Origin of the sequence: Burkholderia sp. MSMB1072 (assembly GCF_001524725.1) — a bacterium.
Taxonomy (GTDB): domain Bacteria; phylum Pseudomonadota; class Gammaproteobacteria; order Burkholderiales; family Burkholderiaceae; genus Burkholderia.
Map to the genome: position 1 here is coordinate 1 of NZ_LOYC01000046.1, position 23,932 is coordinate 23,932.

12 protein-coding genes and 4 pseudogenes are annotated in these 23,932 nt (G+C 67.7%); 6 read left to right on the top strand and 10 right to left on the bottom strand.

The window, feature by feature from the left end:
* A pseudogene (locus WS89_RS33030) lies at positions 1 to 220 on the top strand (hypothetical protein); the annotation flags it as partial.
* Between the two features lie 582 nt (positions 221 to 802).
* Here WS89_RS33030 and WS89_RS23045 read toward each other — a convergent pair.
* From WS89_RS23045 to WS89_RS23070, 6 genes are all read right to left on the bottom strand, one after another.
* The gene (locus WS89_RS23045) at positions 803 to 1,801 is read right to left on the bottom strand and encodes a serine protease (RefSeq protein WP_257128210.1); all 999 of its coding nucleotides are present in this window, start codon (positions 1,799 to 1,801) and stop codon (positions 803 to 805) included.
* 227 nt (positions 1,802 to 2,028) lie between these two features.
* Positions 2,029 to 2,364, bottom strand: coding sequence for a hydroxyisourate hydrolase (gene uraH, locus WS89_RS23050; protein ID WP_059793730.1), 336 nt, complete (start codon positions 2,362 to 2,364; stop codon positions 2,029 to 2,031).
* Between the two features lie 44 nt (positions 2,365 to 2,408).
* Positions 2,409 to 2,882: a hydroxyisourate hydrolase gene (locus WS89_RS23055; protein ID WP_082741950.1), complete on the bottom strand. Its 474-nt coding sequence runs from the start codon at positions 2,880 to 2,882 to the stop codon at positions 2,409 to 2,411.
* Between the two features lie 53 nt (positions 2,883 to 2,935).
* Complete coding sequence (locus WS89_RS23060; protein ID WP_059793733.1) at positions 2,936 to 3,652, bottom strand: outer membrane protein; 717 nt, start codon at positions 3,650 to 3,652, stop codon at positions 2,936 to 2,938.
* A gap of 107 nt (positions 3,653 to 3,759) precedes the next feature.
* Positions 3,760 to 4,404, bottom strand: coding sequence for a response regulator transcription factor (locus tag WS89_RS23065; protein ID WP_059793735.1), 645 nt, complete (start codon positions 4,402 to 4,404; stop codon positions 3,760 to 3,762).
* Entirely contained in the window at positions 4,401 to 5,849 is a 1,449-nt protein-coding gene (locus WS89_RS23070; protein ID WP_059793737.1) for a sensor histidine kinase, read from the bottom strand. The genes WS89_RS23065 and WS89_RS23070 overlap by 4 nt, the downstream gene beginning before the upstream one ends.
* A 413-nt stretch (positions 5,850 to 6,262) precedes the next feature.
* Here WS89_RS23070 and WS89_RS23075 point away from each other — a divergent pair, with 413 nt between their 5' ends.
* From WS89_RS23075 to WS89_RS23090, 5 genes and pseudogenes are all read left to right on the top strand, one after another.
* Positions 6,263 to 7,054, top strand: a complete 792-nt coding sequence (locus WS89_RS23075) for a response regulator transcription factor (RefSeq protein ID WP_257128211.1) — start codon at positions 6,263 to 6,265, stop codon at positions 7,052 to 7,054.
* A gap of 95 nt (positions 7,055 to 7,149) precedes the next feature.
* A complete protein-coding gene (locus WS89_RS23080) occupies positions 7,150 to 10,188 on the top strand; it encodes a hybrid sensor histidine kinase/response regulator (RefSeq protein WP_257128212.1) in 3,039 nt (1,012 codons plus the stop codon).
* A gap of 198 nt (positions 10,189 to 10,386) precedes the next feature.
* Positions 10,387 to 10,464: pseudogene (locus WS89_RS34995) on the top strand (ESPR domain-containing protein); the annotation flags it as partial.
* 141 nt (positions 10,465 to 10,605) lie between these two features.
* A pseudogene (locus WS89_RS23085) lies at positions 10,606 to 13,887 on the top strand (YadA family autotransporter adhesin); the annotation flags it as partial.
* Positions 13,888 to 14,119: 232 nt separating this feature from the next.
* Entirely contained in the window at positions 14,120 to 14,824 is a 705-nt protein-coding gene (locus WS89_RS23090) for a response regulator transcription factor (RefSeq protein WP_059793744.1), read from the top strand.
* A gap of 127 nt (positions 14,825 to 14,951) precedes the next feature.
* Here WS89_RS23090 and WS89_RS23095 read toward each other — a convergent pair whose 3' ends face one another.
* The 4 genes and pseudogenes from WS89_RS23095 to WS89_RS23110 all read right to left on the bottom strand — a co-directional run.
* Positions 14,952 to 15,668 carry a response regulator transcription factor gene (locus WS89_RS23095; protein ID WP_059793754.1) on the bottom strand — a complete coding sequence of 239 codons (717 nt, stop codon included), beginning with the start codon at positions 15,666 to 15,668 and terminating at the stop codon, positions 14,952 to 14,954.
* 434 nt (positions 15,669 to 16,102) lie between these two features.
* The gene (locus WS89_RS23100) at positions 16,103 to 17,128 is read right to left on the bottom strand and encodes an IS110-like element ISBcen1 family transposase (protein WP_059793745.1); all 1,026 of its coding nucleotides are present in this window, start codon (positions 17,126 to 17,128) and stop codon (positions 16,103 to 16,105) included.
* A gap of 188 nt (positions 17,129 to 17,316) precedes the next feature.
* Positions 17,317 to 18,027 (bottom strand): OmpA family protein, encoded by a 711-nt coding sequence (locus WS89_RS23105; RefSeq protein ID WP_059793747.1) that lies wholly within the window; start codon positions 18,025 to 18,027, stop codon positions 17,317 to 17,319.
* A gap of 88 nt (positions 18,028 to 18,115) precedes the next feature.
* Positions 18,116 to 23,884: pseudogene (locus tag WS89_RS23110) on the bottom strand (YadA-like family protein); the annotation flags it as partial.
* Positions 23,885 to 23,932 lie beyond the last annotated feature (48 nt).

Here is a 23,932-nt window from a genome sequence, read left to right on the forward strand (position 1 = left end):
GCCCTCAGGAAATTTGAACAATAACGCGTGGAAAACCCGAACACCAATCCCGATTGACAGCGGGAGTCATATCAGCCCGTGGGTCGACCAGATGAAGAAACGGCGACCGACGAATGTGGTGATCGTCGCGCTAGCAAACAAGATGGCACGGACGATCTGGGCAGTGCTCGCTCACGACAGACCATACCGGAGCAACTATGTGAGCGTGAAGCCAGCTTGAGCGGCTCGCGCGAGGTAGAACGATCAGCTTTTAATACAGGGTGAACGTCGAAAGGTTGCGCAGTAATCAAATGTGATGACAAGCCAGGTAGGACCGGGACTCGCTAAACCTGAATGGAGTGAGGAGCCTCGAGCTCTTAAGGAGAATGAGGTGCGAGTCAGCGAATTTCATAGGGGCCCGCAGCGACGGTATCGGCTGCATGAAGGCCGGATATAGAGCTGCAGCCCATCCTGTCTGTCGGAACACACGAAAACTGTTGCAAACGGGACGCGTTCATATAGATATCTCCATGATCCGGCACGCGTTCGCGTACCGGGTCGCAGAAATCCCATTGTCACGAAAACGAATGGCGCTGAAAATCAGTCGCGTCCGATTCCGCATGCAGGGTGTGCGCGGCGTGCGGCGTGCCCCGTCGACGCTGCCGGGCGACCTGGCGCGACGTCGCGATTGCGTGTCGTCGGCTACACGATGCCGGCAAAAAAATGCGGCCGATCGGAAGGAGCGGCCGCACAAGGGAGGAGAACTTTTCGCGCGTAATTCGGCGCCGTCGCACGCATGCGCGGCCTGCCAGGAATCGACGCGTCACTGCCCGGTCAACCGCGTATGACTCGGCAGCTCGACCGAGATATCGGTGCCGCCCGCGATCGGCCGCGACGTATCGCGCGTCGCGGCGAGCCATTGCGCGAACTCGGCGGCCGTCATGCCGACGGCCCGGGCGGAGTTCGACACCGACGCGGCCGGCGGCGTATCGGCCGCCCGGGCGGCCGGCTGCGCATGCGGCGTCGCACCACGCGCCGCAGTCGACGCACGTTGCGCGGCCGGCGCATCCGCTACGACGTGACGCTCCGCGTTGCCGCGCGACGTCGCGGCGGATTTCGCCGCCAGGCGCACGGCCGCCTCAACCGGCTTGCGCGCCGACGATCCGCGCTCGACGCGCGGTGCGGCGGCTTCCGCGACGACGGCATTCGACGCGACCGCCATCGCAACCGCCACCGGTTCCCCCGCCGACCCGCTACCCGCGACGTGCAACGCGCGCGCTTCCGCGGACGCGGTTTCTGCGACCACCGTCGCGGCAGCCTGCATCTGCGCGCCCGAGGGCGCCGCACGATCCGCCCGTACGATCGCGACTTCCGCCGGATGGCCTGTTGCCCGCGCGACTTCCGTCGCCGCGACGGCAGCGGTCGGCGCGGCCGCGATCGCCGCCGAGTAAGCCGCGTCGTGCTCTGCCGCGTGCTGGCGCTCGTCGACCAGATGCGTCGCGAGGATGCACGTCGCGCCGAACAGCGCGCACGCCATCAACGTGAGCCGCCAGCGGCGGCGCAGCGGATGCGGGCGCACCCATGCGCGGTTGTCGGAGCCGAAATCGGCCGCGCGAACGACCTTGGCGGGCCGTGCGGCCCTGGCGACGTGGCCGCCGTCCGCCGCGGGCGCCGGCACGCGGGGCGCGCCGTGGATATCGAATACATGTTGCCGCGCCCGCCGGCTCGCCACGAACGGCCGGCGTCGCCGGCCATACGGCGGCGGCACATCCGAGAACGGATGCGCGAGCGGAATCGCGTAATGCCCGGTGATGTCCTGCATGCTCATGATGTCGACGACGCATTGCGCGACATCCGCCGCGGCAATCCGTGCTCCCGTAGTTGAACGAATGGCTTCGAGTATCGCCGCCGTACCCGTTCCGGTAAATCGGACGGCGTGACCTTTAGTCCGATCCGGCGGTCAGCCTGGTCCTATTGCTGGCCGAGCGATCGAGCGGACGGCGCCCGCCGCGCGAGCGCTCTGTCGCCCCCGCGTCGCCCGTCGACCGTTCAACTGCCGCGATACGTCGATACGTACCACGGCGAACACAGCAGCGGCACGTGGTAGTGCTGCGCAGGGTCGGTCACCATGAAGCGCACCGGCACGACGTCCAGCAACGCATCCGCCTGCACGAAATACTCGCCGAGATGAAACCGCAGCTCGAAGTCGCCGCTGCGCGCGAGATCGCCATCGAGCATCGGCGCGTCGTTGCGGCCGTCCGCGTTGCTGGTCGCGCGCGCGACGAGCAGCGGCGGCGTCTCGCCCATGTCGTAAAGCTCGATGCGCACGCCGGTCAACGGCTTGCCGCTCGCGATATCGAGCACGTGCGTGCTGATGCCTGTCATGTCGTGTCGTGTCCTGTCCTGTCGCGGTGGCGCGATCGCGTGCGTCACGTGCCGCGATACACCGTGTAATTCCACGGCCCGAACTGCACCGGAAGATGCAGCCGTTCGTCGCCGCGCGCGATCCGGAAGCGGATCGGCACGGCCGTGAGAAACGGCGACTGCACATTACGTGCGCGGAAGTACTCGCCGACATGCAGCATCAGCGTGTACGTTCCCGCGCGATAGGCGTCGCCGGCCAGCAGCGGCGCGCCCGTGCCGCCGCGCGCATCGACGGCGGCGGTGCGCAGCGGCACGTCGCGCGCGCCGTCGACGCGCGACAGCTCGACGCGCATCCCTTCGGCCGCGATGCCGTGCAGCATGTCGACGATCCGCACCGTCAGGTCGGGCGACGTCTCGCGCCGCACGCCGGGCGCGCTGCCCGGCGCAGGTTGCACGTCAGCGGCCCACGCGGGCACGGCGGCCAGCGCGGCCGTGGCCAGCACGAGCCCGCGCCGCCGCGAATCGATCGCATCCTTCATGCCATCAGCCTCCTCGCGCGAGCCGGCCGACGGCCCGCCCGTTCGCGCGTCCATCAGAACCGGCCACGCAGGCCGATGAACACTTCGTTCGACGACAGCTTCGACTTCAACTGTTCGTCGCGCGCGTTGATGCGGTTCGCGAACGTGTTGAAGCCCGTCTCGACGTTGCCCATGTCGACGTAGCGATACCCGAGGTCGATCGAGAAGCGCTTGTTGATCGCGTAGCTGACGCCCGCGCCGGCCGAGTACGCGAGGTTGGTCTGCGTCTTCGACGCGAAGCGGCGCGTGTCGTTGGTCTGCCAGCCGTCGGCCGACACGATCGCGACACCGATGCCGAGCGTGCCGTACACGGAGAAGCCGCGGCCGAGGTCGAAGTCCTTGTAGCCGTTCAGCATCAGGCGCTGCGCGGACACGTGGAATTCGTTCGCGTTCGCGTCGAACGGTGCCCAGTAGCTGATGAAGTTGTTGGTGCGCTTGAACACGTATTCGCCTTCCGCGCGCCAGCCGTTGCCGAACTGGTAGCCGAGGCCGAGCGAGCCGGTGACGTTCGAGCCGGTCTCCGGGCCGCCGACGCGGCTCGCGACGCGCGGGCTCGTCAGCTCCATGTTCACCGCGTTGTCGAAGGCGCCGATGACGCGGCCCGTCGCGTAGTAGCCGGCGTCGCTCGCGTCGGCGGCCTTCTTCGTCTCCAGCACGGCGACGGTATCGGCAAAGGCAGCGCCCGAGAACAGCAGGGCGAGCGTGGACGGCAGGGCAAAGCGCTTGATCATGATGAATCGAATCCTTGACGATGGATGACTTGTCGGAGAAGCCGTCATCGTAGGAATCGCGCCGCGATCGTTGAACCCGTTCGGCTACGGGTTGTGCCTCCGTAGCGCTACGGAGGCGAGCCGCCCGCGAGCGCCGCGTAGTCGCGCACGAGCTCGACCAGCGACGCGACCTGCAGCTTGTCGAACACGTTCGCGCGATAGGTCTCGACGGTGCGCGGCGACAGCCCGAGTTCGCGGGCGATCTCCTTGTTGCTTCCGCCGCGCACGATCCCGTCCAGCACCTCGCGCTCGCGCACGCTGAGCGTTGCGAGGCGGGCCGCGCGGGTCTGGTCGGCATCGTCCTGGCCGCGCTGCGCGGCGTGCCGGCGCAGCGCCTGCTGCACCGCGTCGATCAGTTCGTCGTCGTCCACCGGCTTGCGCAGGAAATCGAGCGCGCCGCGCTTGAACGCGCGCCGGCACGCGTCGACGTTGCCGTGACCCGTCATCACGATCACCGGCAGCTCGCGCCGCGCACGCAGCACGTCGAGCGCATCGAGACCGCTCATTCCCGGCATCCGGATGTCGAGCAGCACGCAGCCGAGCGCCGTGTCGTCCGCGTCGGCGAGAAACGCCGACGCGTCCGCATAGCAGCGCGTCGCCACACCGACCGTGCGCAGCAGCAATGCGAGCCCGTCGCGCACGGCTTCGTCGTCGTCGACGATCGCGACAACGGACGCGTCGCAAGCCGCACGCGGTCGAAGCGAATCGTTCATGCGCCCTCCCCGGCCAGCGGCAGCAGCAACGTGGCCTCGACACCGCCCGACGGCAGATTGCGCACCGTCAGCGTGCCGTCCTGCCGCTGCGCGAGCGTGTCGCACAGCGGCAGCCCGAGACCGAGACCGCGCTCACGCGTCGTGAAGAACGGTTCGAACAGGCGCGGCAGCACGTCGTCCGGCACGCCGGGGCCGTTGTCGGTCACGCTGAATCGGTAATGGCGGCCGACGCGCGCACCGCCGATGCGGATTTCGCCGCGCGACGCGCCGACGCCGACGCCGACGCCCACCAGCGCATCGCGCGCGTTCTGGATCAGGTTGTGCAGGATCTGCTCGACCGCGATCGGCTCGCCGAACGGCCGCTCGCGCGCGGCCGCGTTGTGCCAGCCGAGCGCGATGTGCTCGCGCGCGCAGTCGTCGCGATACAGGAACAGCAGCGTGTTCACGATCGCATCGGGATCGAGCGGGCGACGCTCGCCGCCATGCGCGGTGGTCACGGCGTCGCGCATGCGCTCCAGGATGGCCGCCGCACGTTTCGCCTGCGCGACGCTCGTCTGCAGCGCGCGGCGCACGCCGTCGCGCTCGGCCGGTTGATCGAGCATGCGTTCGGCCGCACGCGTATGGCTGACGATCGCGGCCAGCGGCTGATTCAGCTCGTGCGCGAGTCCGGCCGCCATTTCACCGAAGGTGTCGAGTCGGCCGAAGCGATCCAGGCGCGCGCGGGCATCCGCGCGCCGCCGCGCCTCGCGCAGCCGCCACGCACCCAGCGCGCCCACTGCAAGGAGTGCCGCCACCGCGTTCCACAGCGCGATCGGCAGCCACGGCAAATCGGCAGCCGTCAGCGTGCGCGTGGTGCGCAGCACGAACGCTTGCGGCTGCGCGGGCAGGTGTTTCTCGAGATGCATCGTCCACAACGGCGTCGCGTCGCCGTTCACGCGCTGCAGCAGCTCGACGCGGCGGTCGCGCAATTCGAGCGCCGCCGATGAAATCGCCGTGGACCAGTCACCCGTCTGCAGCATCTGGCCCGGATCGACGCGCACGGCCCAGCCGGTCCCGGCGATGAGCCAGTACGCGGCCGCCCCGTCGAACGCGAGCATGAACGGCTTGCCGGGCCGCTGCTGCGGCAACGCGTCGGGAACCGGTCCGCCGTCGGTCTGCCACCCTGCGCCGGACCGCCAGTAGGCCAGCCCGCCGAGCTGCGGCATCCGCTCGCGCAGGTTGTCGAGCATGTGCGCGGGCGGCGCGGCCAGCGACGACGCGCCGAGCGTCGCGAGGATCGCCTCGTGCTGCGCGGCCTTCTGCGCAAGCAGGCGGATCGTGATGCTCGAATCCTGGAAGAAGCGGCCGTACGCGTCGGACACGGCGCGCGAGATGACGAACGCGGTGCCGGCGAGGCTCAGCGCGAGCCAGGCGGTCAGTGCGGCAATTCGGAAAGACGGTTTCATGTTCGATGGCAAGCCGGAAAGCGCGCCGGCGCACGCCACGGAACGATTGCCGCACCCGGCGCCGGGTTGCCGTCATTGTCGGCAAATCGACACGGCCCGTGGTCCGAATCCGGTCATGCCGGACGTCAGCCCAGTCCCAAACCGCTGCGGCGTCGATTGCGCGGCACGAATTTCGGACTGGGCTGATGTTCTTCATGCTCCGAACCCACCACAATCGGCTTGCTTGTTCTCCGTTGCCTCCTGGAGTACAGGCTCCATAGTCGATACTTTTCCCGCCCTCCCCGGCGGGACTTTTTTTGGACGGCGTCACGCCGCTAGCTGCCCGGAACCTGTCCGGCCATGATCCCGCCTCATTTCGCCCGACCGCGTACGCACACCGCACCCGCGCCGCACCGGCTTCGCCCGCCCGCATCGTGACCGACGCCCCTTCCACCGCCATCGCGATCCTGACGATCGACCATCCGAGCCGCGGCACGTTCGACGACCGGCTGCGTCGCGCCGGATACGGCTACGACCGGCTGCGCATCGACGACATCCTGCGCCGCGCCGGCTACCGGCCGTTGCGCTTCGAGTACCTGCCCGACCTGCTCGCGGCGTGCGACACGCGCGCGTTCGATCTGTTCGTCGTCCAGTGCGAAACGGCCTGCCGGCGCACGACGGACGCGATCCGTGCGCTGCGCGCGCGTTTCGCCGGCACCGTGGCGATCGTGTCCATCAGCCAGCGCGACGCGGAGCTCGCGCGATCCGCGTGTTTCGTCGCCGGCGCGAACGAGCATCATCCGTACGTCGTGCCGCCGGACACGCTGATCGCCAGCATCGCGACATGGCTGCGCTGGTCGCATCATCGCGCCACCCATCATCGCCACTGGCGCATCGGCGCGTTCGAATTCGATACGGCCACGCGCTGCGTGACCGTCGCCGGCCGCGAGCACGTGCTGACCGAGAAACATTTCCAGATCGCGACGGCGTTCTTCCTGAACATGGGCCGCGCGCTCGACCGCGCCCATGTGAGCCAGCTCGTGTGGGGCTCGCTCGTCGCCGCGTCGAGCCGGCGGCTCGACACGCACGTCGCGTATCTGCGCGACCGGCTCGAGCTCGACGGCCGGCATGGCGTGAAGATGATGACGATGTACGGCTTCGGCTATCGGCTCGTCACGTGCGAGCCGGGCGCGCCGCCCGACGACGACGAAGCGGCGCCTCGATAGCCGGCCCGATAGCGTAATCGCCATGCCGCCGGACGGCCCGCCGGCACCCGGCAACCCTGACAGGCCCCATTGCGCGCCGATCGGACTCCATTATCATGGGGGCACCCTGGCCGACCGCCCCGTTCCCGATGGACCACCGCGCCGCACCCGATCGCTCCCGCTCCGCCGCCGTGCACGCGTCCGCCGCGCCGACCCGCGTCGGCCGTCGCCAGCGCGCGCTGCTGTATGCCGGCGGCGCGGCCGTGACGGTCGCGATCCTGCTCGCGAGCGGGCTGATGCTCTATACGATGGTGCGCGAAGCGATCCAGGCCCGCTATACGACGTTCGCGGTACGCCAGTTCCTCGTCCAGATCGAATTCAAGATGCGCACGACGGGCATGGATACGCTCGTCACGCACGACGAAGCCGTATGGAACGCTCGCGCGACCGATCCGGCGCGCGTCACCGCGCTTGCGGCCGGCCGCGGCCGGCTGATCATTCAGGGCAGCCCGGCCTTCCCGCCGACGCTGGTGCTGGCCGACCTGTCGCCCGCGCACCCGGCCGACAGCTACGCGCACGATCTGGCGATGGCGAGCGACATGAGCTATCGCGTCGGCGCGTACGTCGCGAAGCACGATGCCGATCGCGCGATCGCCGGCTACGCGTATCGCCCCGACCGCAGCTTTGCGGTCGTCATCCCGGAACCGGTGCCGGCCGATCCGCTCATCGCGTCGCCCGCCACCGATGCCGCGACGCTCGTCGCCAAGGTTGCCGCCGGCATCGACACGCCGCCGCCCGGCCAATACGAATGGCATCCGCCCGTCTACGACCCCGTGCAGCGGCGCGACGTGTTCCGCATCGCCGGCGCCGTCTACGACATGCAGGTACCGCGCGCGGTGTTCCTGTCGACACTGCCCGTCGACGTGCTTCGCACGCGCCTGTCGACGGGCGACACGTCCGACGCCGCGATCGTCGTCGATTCGCATGGGCATACGCTGCTGCGCGCGGGCACCGCGGCCGACGACGATGCCACGCGCGCGGCCGTCGAGCGGCTCGGTGCGCGCACGCGCGAGGCCGTCCGCCGCGGCGGGCCGCGCACCGCGTTCGGCGACGGGTTGTTCTCGCTGAGCCAGCCGATCGCAGACACCGACTGGACGCTCGTGCAGGCATTCACGCTGCGCTCGCTGCTCGCGACGATCGGCCTGCGCGCGGGCTGGTACGTCGCGATCATGCTCGCGGTGACCGCGCTCGTCTGGTGGCTGCTCGTGCGCTTCGACCGCCGCGTGCTGAAACCCGACGACGCACGCACGCGCCGCGTGGTCGACAGCGAGAATCTGAACCGGACGATCGTCGAAGCGGCGCCGTCCGGCATCGCGCTGCTGTCGCTCGCCGATGGCGCGGTGCTGCTGCAGAACGACACGATGCGCGACTACGACGCGCGCCGCGCGGGCGAACCTTCGTTGCCGGCGAGATTGCTCGAACGCTTCGACCGCTCGCCTGCCGCCGCCGCGTGGCAACCCGATCTGCACGTGACACTGCCCACCGCCGACGGCGAGGCCGTCGACCTGCTCGTCAATCTGGTCCGCACGCGCTTTCGCGACATGGACGTCGTGCTGTGCAACTTCTCCGACATCACGTCGCAGAAGAACGTCGAGCGCCGGCTCGACGAAGCGGCGCGCGCCGCCGACGCCGCGAACAACGCGAAATCCGCGTTCCTGGCCACGATGAGCCACGAGATCCGCACGCCGCTGAACGCGATCCTCGGCAACCTTGAGCTGATCGGGCGCGAGCCGCTGGCCGACACGCAGCGCGAACGGCTGCACACCGTCGAAGGCGCGTCGTCGGTGCTGCTCGACCTGATCAACGACATCCTCGACCTGTCGAAGATCGAGGCCGGCCAGATGACGATCGAGGCAATCCCGTTCGATCTCGCGGACACGATCCGGCAGACCGGCGCGATGTTCGAACCGCTGGCCGCGGCCAAGGGATTGCAGTTCGACGTGTTCGTCGACGATGCGCTGGCGTCGCGCTATCTCGGCGACCCGACGCGCATCCGGCAGATCGCCGCGAACCTGCTCGGCAACGCGATCAAGTTCACCAACCACGGCGAAGTCACGCTCGAGGTGTATCTGCGCGACGACACGAACCCCGATTCGCCGATCGCGATCGGCGTCAGCGATACCGGCATCGGGATGACCGACACGCAGCGCGCGGCGCTGTTCCGCCCGTTCACGCAGGCCGATACGTCGATCACGCGGCGTTACGGCGGTACGGGCCTCGGGCTTGCGCTGACGAAGCAGCTCACGCAGATGATGCACGGCACGGTCGACGTGAAGAGCGAGCCGGGCAAGGGCAGCACCTTCGTCGTCACGCTGCCGCTGCCGGCGGCCACCGACGCGCAGATGGCAGAACACGCCGCCGCGCAGGCCGACGATGCCGCGCTGCTGCCGGCCGTCACCGCGCGCGTGCTGGTGGTCGACGATCATCCGGTGAACCGCACGTTGCTGCAAGGGCAGCTCGTCACGCTCGGCTATGTGGCCGATGCGGCCGAGGAAGGCGCTGCGGCGCTGCGGCGCTGCACGGACACGCGCTACGACCTCGTGATGACCGACCTGAACATGCCGGGCATGGACGGCTACACGCTCGCGCGCGTGCTGCGTGCGCAGTATCCGGCGCTGCCGGTCGTCGCCGTCACCGCGCATGCGAGCGCGGCCGAGCATGCGCGGTGCGCGGAAACGGGAATCGTCGCGGTGCTGGTGAAGCCGGTGCTGCTCGACACGATCGATCGCACCGTGCGGCGGCATGCGCATGCCGTCGCCGGGCGGGCGCCGTCACGGCGCGCGCTCGTCGATCTCGCGGAAGGGCCGCTGCCGGCCGACGTGCATGCGCTGCTGGACGCGAGCCTGGCGAAAGCGCTTGCCGCGATTCGCGACGCACTCGCACGCGACGACATCGCCATGCTGCGACATGAGCTGCATGCGCTGCGCGGCGCGTTCGCGACGATCCACGAGCACGCGGTGGCCGACGCGATCGGCGATCTGCAAGCCATCGTGCACGGCGGCGACATGACGGCGTTCGATGCGCGGCTGGCGGCTGCCGAAGGCCGTGCACGCGAAGCGCTGCAACGGCGCGCGACGCAAGCGCCACCGGCCTGACCACGGCGCGGCCGGCGCTCGCCGGCCTGCCTCTTCCCCTTCTCCGATGACCTTGCGGCGTGCGCCCGCAGGGTCGCTTCACGCGTGTAGGACTGGGCCTACACAGTCGCTATCTCGAATCAGCCAAGGACGACTGATTAGGACGAGGCCGATCCCTACCATCGATTTGTTATCTGACAAATTGAAAGGAGTAGGGCAATGAACAAGACTTATCGCAGCATCTGGAACGCCGTGACCAACACGTGGACGGCAGCGGCGGAAACGGCGAAGTCGCATTCGAAGGGCTCGGCGCGCACGGCGCGGCAGGCAGTGATGGCGATTGCGCTGGGTAGCGCATCGATCGGCGGCGCAATGGCAGCCGAAGTATGCACGGCGGAGGACGGATCGAGCGGCACGGTCGATGCGACCGGCGTATGCACGGCAGCCGGGGCAGGTGCAATGAGCACGTTGGGTACGATCGGCACGATGGCGGCCGACGACACGACTTACGTCAAGGTCAACAGTACCGGGCCCGCCGCGTCGGCTTCCGGGGTCAATACCGTCGCCATCGGTCAAGCCGCGATCTCTGCCGGAGCGAGCTCTGTTGCCATCGGCGCCGGCGCAACGTCGGCCGGAACGGGTTCGACGGCGATCGGCCAGGCCGCCACCGTCGTGAGCGGTGCAAACAGTGCAATGGCGCTGGGAGCGAATGCACAAACCGCAAGTTCGAGTTCGACTGCCATCGGCGCCGACTCGTCTGCAGCCGGCGGTTTTTCCATTGCGCTGGGCCGCTTGGCCACCGCGACCAACTCTAGCTCGATCTCGATTGGTTCCAATTCCACGGCCAGCACCAACTACAGCGTTGCGCTCGGCGGCGCGACCGCCGGCGGCCGCGGCGCAGTCGTCACCGGTGCTCGCTCCGTTGCGATCGGCACGCTCACCAGCGCCTCGGCAACGGACGCCGTCGCACTGGGCTACGGCGCGGTGGCAGATCGCGCCAACACGGTATCCGTCGGTGCCGGAGTTCCCAATGCCGACGGAAACCAGTTCACGCGCCAGATCGTCAACGTCGCCGCGGGCACGGAAGACAACGACGCCGTGAACCTCGGGCAGATGAACGCCGGCCTGTCGACCACGAACGCTTCGATCGCCGCGACGAATTCGGCACTGTCGGCGACGAATGCCACCCTCTCGACGACCAACACGACGCTCGCCGCAACCAATACGGCCCTGTCGACGACGAACTCGCAAGTCGCGTCGCTCGAAGGTGGCCTGTCGACCGCGAACACTAATATCGCGACGCACGCCAGCGAGATCACGACGATCAACGACAAGCTGAGCGAACTGTCGAACGGCACCGTCGGTCTCATCCAGCAAGCGAGCGCGGGCGCAGACCTCACGGTCGGCGCAAACACCGACGGCGGCGCGGTCAATTTCGCCGGCATGGCCGGCGAGCGCAAACTGACGGGCATCGCCGCCGGCACCGCGGACACGGATGCCGTCAACGTCGGCCAGATGAACGCCGGTCTGTCCACCACGAACGCCGCGATCGCCGCGACGAACGCCGAACTGTCGACCACCAACACGACGCTCGCCTCGACCAACACGGCCCTGTCGACGACGAACTCGCAAGTCGCGTCGCTCGAAAGCGGCCTGTCGACCGCGAACACGAATATCGCGACGCACACCAGCGAGATCACGACGATCAACGACAAGCTGAACGAACTGTCGAGCGGCACCGTCGGTCTCGTCCAGCAAGCGAGCGCGGGCGACGACATCACCGTCGGCGCAAACACCGACGGTAACGCGGTGAACTTCACCGGCACGGCCGGCGCACGCAGACTGACGGGCATCGCGGCCGGCGACATTTCCGCCGCCAGTACCGAAGCCGTCAACGGCGCGCAACTGCACGGCGTGTCGGACAGCGTCGCGTCGGCAATCGGCGGCGGCTCGACCGTGAATCCGGACGGCTCGATCTCCGCACCGAGCTTCACTGTCGGCGACGGCAGCGGCGGCACGAAGCTCGTCAACTCGGTCGGCGACGTCGTGACCAATCTCGACGGCCGCACGACGACCAACGAAGGCGACATCAGGAAGCTGGCTGACGACATCGGCAGCGGCACGCTCGGCCTCGTCCAGCAAGCGAACCCGGGCGACGACATCACCGTCGGCGCAAACACCGACGGTAACGCGGTGAACTTCACCGGCACGGCCGGCGCACGCAGACTGACGGGCGTCGCGGCCGGCGACATTTCCGCCGCCAGTACCGAAGCCGTCAACGGCGCGCAATTGCATGGCGTGTCGGACAGCGTCGCGTCGGCGATCGGCGGCGGCTCGACCGTGAATCCGGACGGATCGATCTCCGCACCGCGTTTCACCGTCGGCGACGGCAGCGGCGGCACGAAGATCGTCAACTCCGTCGGCGACGTCGTGACTAATCTCGACGAGCGCGTGACGAGCAACGAAGGCGGGATCAAGAAGCTCTCCGAGCAGCTCGAAAGCGGCGAACTCGGCCTCGTTCAGCAGAATCCGTCGACCGGCATGATCACCGTCGGCGCAACGACCGGCGGCACGTCCGTGAACTTCGCCGGCACCGCGGGCGCCCGCGTATTGTCCGGCGTCGCGAACGGCGTGGACGACGACGATGCCGTGACCGTGTCGCAGCTCCGCGCAACCGGCCTGATCGACTACACCGGCAAGGAAGTCGGCGCGGTCACCTACGACTCGGGCCTCAATTTCGACACCGTGACGTTCGCCGGCACCTTCGGCACGAAGCTGCAGCGGGTGGCCGCAGGCGAGATCAGCGCGACGAGCATGGATGCCGTCAACGGCAGCCAGCTGTTCGATCTGCAGGAGCAGTTCGCGAAGCAGTACGGCGACCTGAGCGGCCAGTTCGGCGACCTGTCGAGCCGCTTCGGCGACCTGTCCGACCGTCTCGGCGATCTCGAAGCCAATCCGGGCACGGGTGGCCCGGGAACCGGCGACGGCTCGACGATCATCGGCGAAGGCGCGGTCGCGTCGGGCGAGAACAGCTCGGCAATCGGCGAAAGTTCGCTGGCATCGGGCGAGAACGCGTCGGCGGTCGGCCAGGGCGCAGTCGCGTCGGGCAGCAATGGTTCGGCGATCGGTCAAGGCTCGACCGCGTCCGGCAGCAACGGCTCCGCGATCGGCCAAGGCGCGGTTGCATCGGGCAGCAACGGGTCGGCCATCGGCCAGGGCGCGATCGCCTCGGGCGAGAACAGCACATCGCTCGGTCAGGGCGCGTCGGCCACCGGCAGCGGCTCGGTCGCGATCGGTCAAGGCTCGGTGGCGACGGAAGCCAACACGGTGTCGTTCGGCAACGGCACGGAGGAAGGCAACCGCCGGCTCGTCAATATCGCGGACGGCATCAACGCGTCCGATGCGGCGACGAAGGGCCAGCTCGACCGCGCGATGGAATCGGTCGACGCACGCTTCAACGACACGAACCGCGCGATCAACGACGTCGCGAAGAACGCGTACGCCGGTATCGCGGCCGCGATGGCGATGCCGAACATGACGCCGTCGCAGCCGGGCAAGACGGTGGTGGCAGTCGGCGCCGCGAACTTCAAGAGCGGCTCGGCGATCGCCGCCGGCGCCACCTACCGGTCGCGTAGCGGCAACTGGCTTGTGAACGGTGCGACGTCGATCACATCGGTCGGCGACGTGGGGGTGCGTGCCCAGGTCGGCTACGAGTTCTGACCGGACGGCTCCGCGCAAGCGGAGCGTCGACCCGAAGCGGGAGGGAGCGATCCCTTCCGCTTTTCGGCCGACGGCCAGTGGCGATTCATCCGAGTCGCCACCGGCCGTCGGCGCGACGGGATCGCGTCCGGCCCGCCGTTTCGCCTCGACCGATCATGCCCGCGCCGGCCCCACCCCGCATCGACGAAGCCGAGCGCGTGCCGCCAGGCACGACGCAACGCGTGAGAAACCCATGAACAGAACCTTTCCCATCCGCATCGTGATCGCCGACGACCATCCGGCGATCGTCATCGGCGCCCGCTACGAACTGTCCGCGACGAACACCATCTCGGTCGTCGCAACCGCGCACGATTCGACGGAACTGATGGAAGCGCTCGCGAAACATCCGTGCGACGTGCTCGTATCGGACTACGCGATGCCGGGCAGCGATCACGGCGACGGCCTCGCGCTGTTCACCGCGATCTTCAAGCGCCACCCCGGTCTGAAGATCGTCGTGATGACGATGATGGAGAACACGGTGGCGCTGCGCGCGCTGATCGATCTCGGCATCGCCTGCATCGTCAGCAAGTCGGACTTGCCGAACCACCTGACGATGGCGATCCACGCGGCCTATACGAGCGGCCGCTATCTGTCGCCTTCGATGGACCGGATCCTGCGCCATGCGGGGAGCCTGAGCGGCAAGGCCCCCGCGTTGTCCGTGCGCGAGGTGGAAGTGATCCGGCTGTTCGCATCCGGATTGTCGGTCAACGAGATTGCCGAAAAACTGAGCCGCAGCAAGAAAACCATCAGCACGCAAAAGAGTTCGGCGATGCAGAAGCTCGGCATCGAGCGCGACGTCGATCTCGTCCGTTATGCGATCGCCTGCGGGCTGGTGACCGACTACGGTTATGCGCCGGCGCACGCGGCCGGCGATGCGAATGAAACGCCCGGGACATGAATCGATGAATTGAGCTGGCCGGCGCCCGCGCGGCGCCGGCGCAGCATGGCTCACGCCCCCGACCGGGATCCGCCGTCCGGTTCGCCGCATCGCGGCGGCGGCACACGCCCGTACGCAGCCGCCGCCATCAAACCGGTTCGGCGCCGCCTTCTTCCTCTTCTCCGCTCCGCCCGTCGTTGCCCGCCGCGACGACGATGCCGTTCTCGATCGCGTAGCGCAACAGGTCGATATCCTTGTCGACGCCGATCTTTTCCATCGCGCGCGCCTTCTGCGTACTGATCGTCTTCTTGCTGCGGCTCAGTTTTTCGGCGATCTCGTTCACCGTCATCCCCGACGCGTAAAGCCGCACGACCTCGATCTCGCGTGTGCTCAGCTCGCGCTTCTGGTCGGCGGCCCGCGCGCTCGAATGCGACGTCAACGTGCGCACCACCTTCTCGACCGACGGCGAATAATAGGTGCCGCCGGTGGCGGCCGCGTGAATCGCGGGGATCAGGTGATCGACCGTGTCGGACTTGCTGACGATGCAGGTGATGCCGAGGCGTGTCAGCGCACCGACCACGGCCGGGTTGTCGAGCATGGTCAGGACGACCAGCTTGACCGCCGGATAGTGTCGCTGCAGGTAGGAGAACAACGTGATGCCGTCGCCGTGCGCGCCGCCCGGCATCGCATAATCGGACACCGCGACATCGCATGCGCCGGCATCAAGCAGCTTGATCAGCTCGGTCGAACTGACGGCCTTGCCGGTCAACTGGATCGTCGGCACCGACGACAGGCCGTGCTCGACGCCGGCGAGCATCGCCGGATGATCGTCGGCCAGTACCACACGTATCTGATAGCTTCCCATAGTCGTCCAGATTTGCGCGGCAATCGTCGCGGCCGGATCGCCGCGCGGCTGGCGGCTGACGGCGCGCATCGCGGCGTCGTGGATCGTAATTGGGCGCTATCTTCGCATGAAACCGACAGCATCAGCCATCGCCCCGGCCGGGCGGCGGCCTCCGGATGATGCACCGCCATAAAAATCTATGGTCACCCCTTTTTTGCAACACCGATCTTCGATGCCGTGTATGGCTTGCCTAAATCTATCCGGCGTCGTTGTGGGGATTGCTCCCCGCGCCACGATGAGAGTCGCGCCTGACCGTCCTAAAAAACCGCGCGGCTTCAGAAGCCAATTTTTATGACAGGTTCTCGGTCAGGCCGGTGTGCCGTTCACGTCATCAAATTTCAGCGTTCGCAAAACCAGGTGGGTGATTCTTACAGCAACAAGCCGAAGTCGGTTAATCAGGCCGGCATACCTGCCGACCGCGCATCGAAGGTGGTACGGCTGGTAACAAGTGCCCCTGCCGTACGAGCCAGCTTATTTGCCAGCGCGCAAGCCACAACGTTTGAGTGCCGACGCGCCAGCATGGTCCGGACCCAATCGGCAAGCCGGCCGCTTTGCCGTTCCAGTTGCTGCATGTAGACTCGGGCGCACTGCACCAGTAGCCGCCGGATATTCTTGTCCCCGCGTTTGCTGATGCCCAGCAGATTGCTTTTGCCGCCCGTGCTGTACTGGCGTGGCACGAGCCCGACCGATGCGGCAAAGTCGCGACTGCAGCCGTATTGCTTGCCGTCACCCATTTCCGCGGCCAGCACGCTTGCCGTAACCGGGCCAACGCAAGGAATGCTCAAGAGGCATTGCCCCAGCTCATCGTCGGCTAGTTGCCGAGCCATCTCGGCGTCAATCTCACTGATCTGCTCACTCAGGTACTTGAAGTGGCCGTGCAAGCGCTCGAGGATCGCCACTAGCCGGGGCGGGAGTGCATGCTCGGCCAGCACAGCCGGTAATCGCTTGATCACGGCTTGCCCGACTGGCAGGCTGATGCCGAATTCGAGCAGGAACCCGTGTAATTGGTTGGCCGTCTTCACTCGATCCCGCACCAGTGAATCACGCACGCGGTGCAACGCTGACAAAATCTGCTGCGACTCCGTCTTCGGCGTCACAAATCGCATAGATGGGCGTGAGGCTGCCTCGCAGATCGCTTCGGCGTCCACGAAGTCGTTCTTATTGCTCTTGACGAAGGGCCGCACGAACTGCGGCGAGATCAGTTTGACCTGATGGCCCCAGCCCGCCAATTGGCGCGCCATGTAATGTGCTCCGGCGCAAGCCTCCATGACCACGGTGCAGGGGTGAAACTTGGCGAAAAACTCGATTAGTTGCTTGCGGTTCACCTTCTTGCGGAACACGGCTTTGCCGTGCCGATCCTGCCCGTGAAGATGAAACGAATGTTTGCCCAGATCGATCCCAACCAGCGTTACGTCATGCATGATGGCCTCTCCAGAAAAGAAAACACCCTACAGCGTAACCCGCGTGTAGGGTGGGGGTGACCATCTCATTAACCGCCGGCTCGCGACGAGCAGGCGGTTTCGGGTGCATGGCGGGACGGGCTCGGCTTTCATCGGCTCAGTGCCGATCGCCGCCCCGCGCGTAGCGGCGAAGCGGCATCCGTTACGCGTTACTGCGCATCGATCCGGACCTCGACGCGGCGGTTCTGCGCGCGGCCTTCCGCCGTCGCGTTGGACGCGACCGGATCGGCGGCGCCCTGGCCCTGCGACACGAACGACTGCGCCTTCAGGCCGTTGGCGCTCAGGTAATTCATCGCGTTGCGCGCGCGCGAAGCCGACAGCGCGAGGTTGTGCGTCGCGCTGCCCGTCGAATCGGTGTAGCCGGTGACGGTCACGCGGCGGAATTCGACGCCGCGATTGATCTCGATGAACCGGTCGAGATTGCTGCGCGCCTGCGGCGTCAGCACCGCGCTGTCGAGCGCGAAATTCGCGTCGCCCTGCAGCAGCACCTGGCGCTGCGGGACCGGCGCGGGCCGCGGTTGCGGCTGCGCGACCGGCGCCGCCGCCGGGGCCGGCTGCGGCTTGCCGCACATGAACGTGATTTCGCGCGGATCCTTCATCGGCGCACGGCTGTACACGCGGTCGATCATCTCGAGCGGCGTGAAGCCCTGCCCCTGGCAGAACTCTTCCGCCGCGCGGGCACACGCGTTCGCGCTGCCCAGCAGCCCGTCGCAGCTCACGCGGAACACGTTGTCCGGCTTGCCGGGGATCGACACCGCGCGGATGTCGTAGGTGAGGCCCGAGTGCGTCGTGCACGCACCGAGCGCCATCGCGATCGCGCCGATCGACGCGGCGCGCAACAACAAGGTTTTCATGGTCATGGTGAAACGTCCGCCGCGAAGGCGGACGCGTGAAAAAGTTGAATGAGGGAAATCGGGGCGGGCGGGGCAAGCTGCCCCGCCCTGCGCGTTACCACTGATACGAAGCGCCCACGCCGACCGTATTGCCGCCGCTCGACATACCCACGCCGGCCTTCATCTTCAGGTTCTGCGTGATGCGGGCTTCGCCGCCGAACGCCACGGCCTGATAGCCCTTGTAGGTCGCGCCGCCGATACCGAACGAGATCGTCTTGCCCGGATCGACGCCCGGAATCATCGTCAGCGCGGTGGCCGCGGCGATACCCGAGTACGCGTTACGCGACAGTTCGTTCACCTGGCCCTGCATGCCGCCCATGGCCCGGTCGAGCTGCCCCTTCGTCGCGACGTCGGTCGCGTTCACACCATCCGACACGTTCGAGATCGTGCGGGTCCGGTCGATCGAGCCGACCGACACCGTGTCGTCGCCGTACGCCGTCGAACCGGCACCCAGCGCAACCGAGTTCGAACCCGACGCATTCGCGCCCGAGCCGATCGCCACCGACTGGCTGCCCGATGCGTTCGAGCCGCTGCCGATCGCCGTGGCGCCTTCGGCCGCGCTCTTCGCGCCGGAGCCGATCGCGACACCGTTGCTCTGCGACGCGCCCGCGTTCGAACCGATCACCGTGGCGTTGTTCGCACCCGTGCCGATCGTCGCGCCCGAACCGGCGGCCGTGTTGCCCGTGCCCGCGCCTGCGTTGGCCGGCGTCGTGCCCGCCCCGCCGACGTCGGTGCCGGCAAAGTACTCGTTACCCGAGCCGCCGTCGCCCGGACCGCCGCTGCCCGGAGGCAGTTGCTCGAGCGCACCGACACGATCGTCGAGACCGCCGATACGGTCGCTCAGTTCGCTCAACTGGCCGAAGTTCACCGCGTCGTACTGGCTCGCGCCGTCCGCCACGTTCGTCAGCCGCACCGGCGCCGCGCCCGAGCCGCCCAGCGTCACCGAGCCGTAGTTCGGCGTGCCGTCGCGATTCAGGTCGTAACGCACCGCGAGCGAATCGGTCGCGCCGTACTGCGCCGCGGCCTGCACGGCTTCGGCCACGGTCTTGTACTTGTTGCCGTTCACCTCGATCGACGTATCCGCGAGCTTGCCGTCGGCATCGACCGTCGTGCCGCCGCCGATCACGTCCGCCACGCTTTGCGCGGTGCCGTGCAGTTGCGAACCGTTGATCGCGTCGACGCTCGTCGCATTCACCGCACCCGCGGCCACGCCGGTCAGCACGCGGTTGCCCGCCGTGCCCGCGAAATTCACGGTCGTGCCGTCCGTGTCCTTCGCGACCGTGATGTCGCGCGTCGCATCGTCCTGCTGAACCAGGCCGATCGAGCCGTGGACGAGACTGTTCGAGATGTTCTCGATCGCATCGCCGACGTTGTCGAACGTCTTGTCGCTGACCTTGTACGACGGGTTCGTCACATTGCCGTCCGCGTCGACGCTCGCGCCGCCGCCGAGCGACCTCGCGACGCTCTGCGACACGCCGTGCAACTGCGCGCCGTTCACCGCGTCGGTGCTGGTGGCCGATACCGCGCCCGCCTTCACGTTCGTGATCGTCGTGCCGTTGGCGCCGGCCAGCGTGACCTGGTCGAAGTTCGCCGAGCCGTCGGCGTTCTTGCCATACGTCACCGCGAGCGAAGCCAGACCCGCACCCGGGTTGGTCGGATCGACCGGCGCAACCAGGCCCGCGTCCTGCAACTGGCCGACGTTGATCGCGTCGTGACGATCCGTGCCGTCCGCGACGTTCTTCAGTGCGACCGGCGTCGTTGCACCCGTGCCGCCCAGCGTCACCGAACCGAGGTTCGGCGTGCCGTCCGCATTACGGTCGTACGTCACCGCCGCGATCGACTGGCCCGTCACCGGATCCACCAGCCCCGAATCGGCCAACTGCTTGTTGATCACGGTGATGTTTTCCGTGTTCGTCGCCGTGCGGCCGTCGAGGTTCGACAGCGCGTCGCCCACGTTGTTGTACGCGACCGACTTCGATGCATCCGTCGGATCGGCCAGCGAGTACGTCGGGTTCGTCACCTTGCCGTCCGCGCCCACTGTCGCGCCGCCGCCGAGCGAATCGGCAACGCTTTGCGCCGTGCCGTGCAGTTGCGCACCGTTGATCGCGTCGGTGCTGGTGGCCGATACCGCGCCCGCCTTCACGTTCGTCAGCGTCGTGCCGTCGGTGCCCTTCAGCGTGACGACGTCCTTCGCCACGCCGTCGTATGCGACAGCCAGCGACGTCAGGCCCGCACCCGGGTTGGTCGGATCGACCGGCGCCACCAGGCCCGCGTCCTGCAACTGGCCGAGGTTGATCGCATCGTGACGATCCGTGCCGTCCGCGACGTTCTTCAGCGCCACCGGCGCCGTCGCACCCGCGCCGCCCAGCGTCACCGTATCCTTCGCCGCGCTGTCGTACGTGACGGCCAACGGATTGCCGGCGCTGTTCTTGTCGAGCGCATCGAGGGCGTCGCCCACGCTGTGGTAGTCCTGGCCGCCGACCGAGTACGTCGGGTCGGTGAGCGAACCATCCGCGCCGACACCCGCGCCGCCGCCGATCTTGTCCGCGACGCTCTTCGACACGGTGAACAACTGCGAGCCGTTGACCGCGTCGTTGCTCGTTGCGCTCACCGCACCGGCTGCGACGTTGTGGATCGCGACCGGCACGCCGGCGTTGCCCAGCGTCACGCTGTTCTTCGCGGCACCGTCGTACACCACCGCCAGCGATTCGCCCGTCGTCGGGTCGATCACGCCGCCTTGCTCCAGCGAGTCCTTCAGATTGCCCAGGTTCTGGTTCGTCGCGAACAGTTGCGAACCGTTCACCGCATCCTTGCTGTCCGCCGCGAGCACGCCGTCGGCCACGTTGTGCAGCGCGACCGGCGTGGTCACGCCCGCACCACCCAGCGTCACGCTGTCCTTCGCTGCATCGTCGTACGTCACGGCCAGCGACGTCAGGTTGCCTGCACCGTCGTCGCCGATCAGACCCGCGTCCTTCAATTGGCCGAGGTTCAAAGCGTCGCGGTCGTCCGTCGCATCCGCGACGTTCTTGATCTGCGTCGGACCTGCGCCGTTGCCCAGCGTCACCGTGCCGTAGTTCGGCGTGCCGTCTGCGTTGCGGTCATACGTCACCGCCGCGATCGACTTGCCCGTCGACGGATCGATCAGGCCCGCGTCCTTCAGTTGCGAAACGTTCACTGCGTCCATGTCGGCCACACCGGCCTTCACGTTCGACAGCGTCGTGCCATCCGCGCCCTTCAGCGTGACGACATCCTTGGCCGTACCGTCATACGTCACTGCAAGCGATGTCAGGCCTGCACCCGGGTTCGTCGGATCGACCGGCGCCACCAGGCCCGCGTCCTGCAGTTGGCCGAGGTTGATCGCATCGTGACGATCCGTACCATCGGCGACGTTCTTCAGTGCCACCGGCGTCGTTGCGCCCGCACCGCCCAGCGTCACGCTATCCTTCGCGGCGCTGTCGTACACCACCGCCAGCGATTCGCCCGTCGTCGGGTCGATCACGCCGCCCTTCTCCAGCGAATCCTTCAGGTCGCCGAGATTCTGGTTCGTCGCGAACAGTTGCGAGCCGTTCACCGCATCCTTGCTGTCCGCCGCGAGCACGCCGTCGGCCACGTTGTGCAGCGCGACCGGCATGGTCGCGCCTGCGCCTCCCAGCGTCACGCTGTCCTTCGCTGCATCGTCGTACGTCACGGCCAGCGACGTCAGGTTGCCCGAGCCGTCGTCACCCACCAGACCAGCGTTCTTCAACTGGCCGAGGTTCAGTGCATCGTGATCGTCCGTTGCATCCGCGACGTTCTTCAGCGCGACCGGCGTCGTTGCGCCCACGCCGCCCAGCGTCACGGTGTCCTTCGCCGCGCTGTCGTACGCAACCGCATTCGGATCGCCGGCGCTGCGCGACGCGAGCGCGTCCAGCGCGTCGCCTACGTTGTGGTAGTCGCTGCCGTCGACCGTATACGTCGGCTTCGTGATGCTGCCGTCCGCGCCAATCGCCGTACCGCCGCCGAGCGAATCCGTCACGCCCTTCAGCTGGCTGACGTTCACCGCATCGGTCGCTTGCGTGCCTGCCGCGACGTTGACGATCTGGCGTTCCGCGCCTGCACGGCCGACCGACAGCGCGTTCGCACGATTCGCGAACGAATCCGCGCCGAGCGCAATGCTGTTGGCCGCGCCTGCGGTCGCGTTCGCGCCGAGCGCCATCGCGCCTTCGACGCTGCGCGCGATGTTCGCCCCCGTACCGATCGCGATCGCGTTGGTCGCGCCGGCACGCACGTTCGCGGCGTTACCGACCGCGATCGAGCTGTCGCCGATCGCCTGCGCGCCGTTGTTGCCGATCGCCAGCGCGTAGTCGCCGTTCGCCTGCGTGTTCGCGCCCATCGCGACGGCTTGCGTGCCGTTCGTCTGGACGTTCGAACCCATCGCGACCGAGTAATCCTGGCCGGCGCCGGTTTGCGCGAAGCTGCCGAGTGCGACCGAGTTGTTGGAACCCGCGATGTTCTGCAGGCCGACCGCCACCGCGTTGCCGCCGCTTGCCACCGACGACGTGCCGATCGCGGCCGCCGTGGTCGTCGCCGGATCCGCGCCGTTCAGCGAAGCGAGGTTGTTGCCCTGCAGGCCTTCGATCGCGACGAGCGGGTCGCTGACATCCATCGGCTGTATCGAGCGCGCGCTCACCTCGTCGATCGCGGCCTTCGTCTTCTTGTCGATCTCCGACGAGAAGCTGTCGATCGCCTGCTGCGTCTTCGAGGTCACCGACGTCGACAGGTTGTTCAGCGCCGCATACAGCTGACCGCCGTTGATCGCGTCCGTGCTCTGGAACGCGACGTCACCATCCGCCACGTTGACGATCCGGCGTTCCTGGCCGGCCGCGCCGACCGACACGACGTTGTTCTGGTTCGCGACCGAGTTGTAGCCGATCGCGACCGAGCCGCTGCCGGACACGCGCGCGCCGCTGCCGAGCGCCAGCGAGTTGGCGCCCGCGCCCTGTGCGCCCGCGCCGATGGCGACGGCCAGCGCGCCGCTGGCGACGGCAGGCGTGCCCGTCGTCGGGTCGGCATTGACCTTGACGAAGCGCAGGTTGCCGCCGGACATTTCGTCGCGCAGATCCGACAGGCCCGTGTTCAATTGCTTGACGTTGACCGCGTCCAGATCGTCGACACCCGTCGCGACGTTCTTGATCTGCGTCGGGCCTGCGCCATTGCCCAGCGTCACCGAGCCGTAGTTCGGCGTACCGTCCGCGAGACGGTCGTACGTGACCGCTGCAATAGCCTTGCCATCGTCGCCGATCAGGCCCGAGCCCTTCAGTTGCGAAACGTTCACCGCGTCCATGTCGGCAACGCCCGCTTTCACGTTCGACAGCGTCGTGCCGTCCGTGCCCTTCAGCGTCACGATGTCCTTTGCGTTGCTGTCGTACACCACCGCCAGCGATTCGCCCGTCGTCGGGTCGATCACGCCGCCTTGCTCCAGCGAGTCCTTCAGATTGCCCAGGTTCTGGTTCGTCGCGAACAGTTGCGAACCGTTCACCGCATCCTTGCTGTCCGCCGCGAGCACGCCGTCGGCCACGTTGTGCAGCGCGACCGGCGTGGTCGCGCCCGCACCACCCAGCGTCACGCTGTCCTTCGCTGCATCGTCGTACGTCACGGCCAGCGACGTCAGGTTGCCTGCACCGTCGTCGCCGATCAGACCCGCGTCCTTCAATTGGCCGAGGTTCAAAGCGTCGCGGTCGTCCGTCGCATCCGCGACGTTCTTGATCTGCGTCGGACCTGCGCCGTTGCCCAGCGTCACCGTGCCGTAGTTCGGCGTGCCGTCCGCGTTACGGTCGTATGTCACCGCTGCAATAGCCTTACCGTCGTCGCCGATCAGGCCCGAATCCTTCAG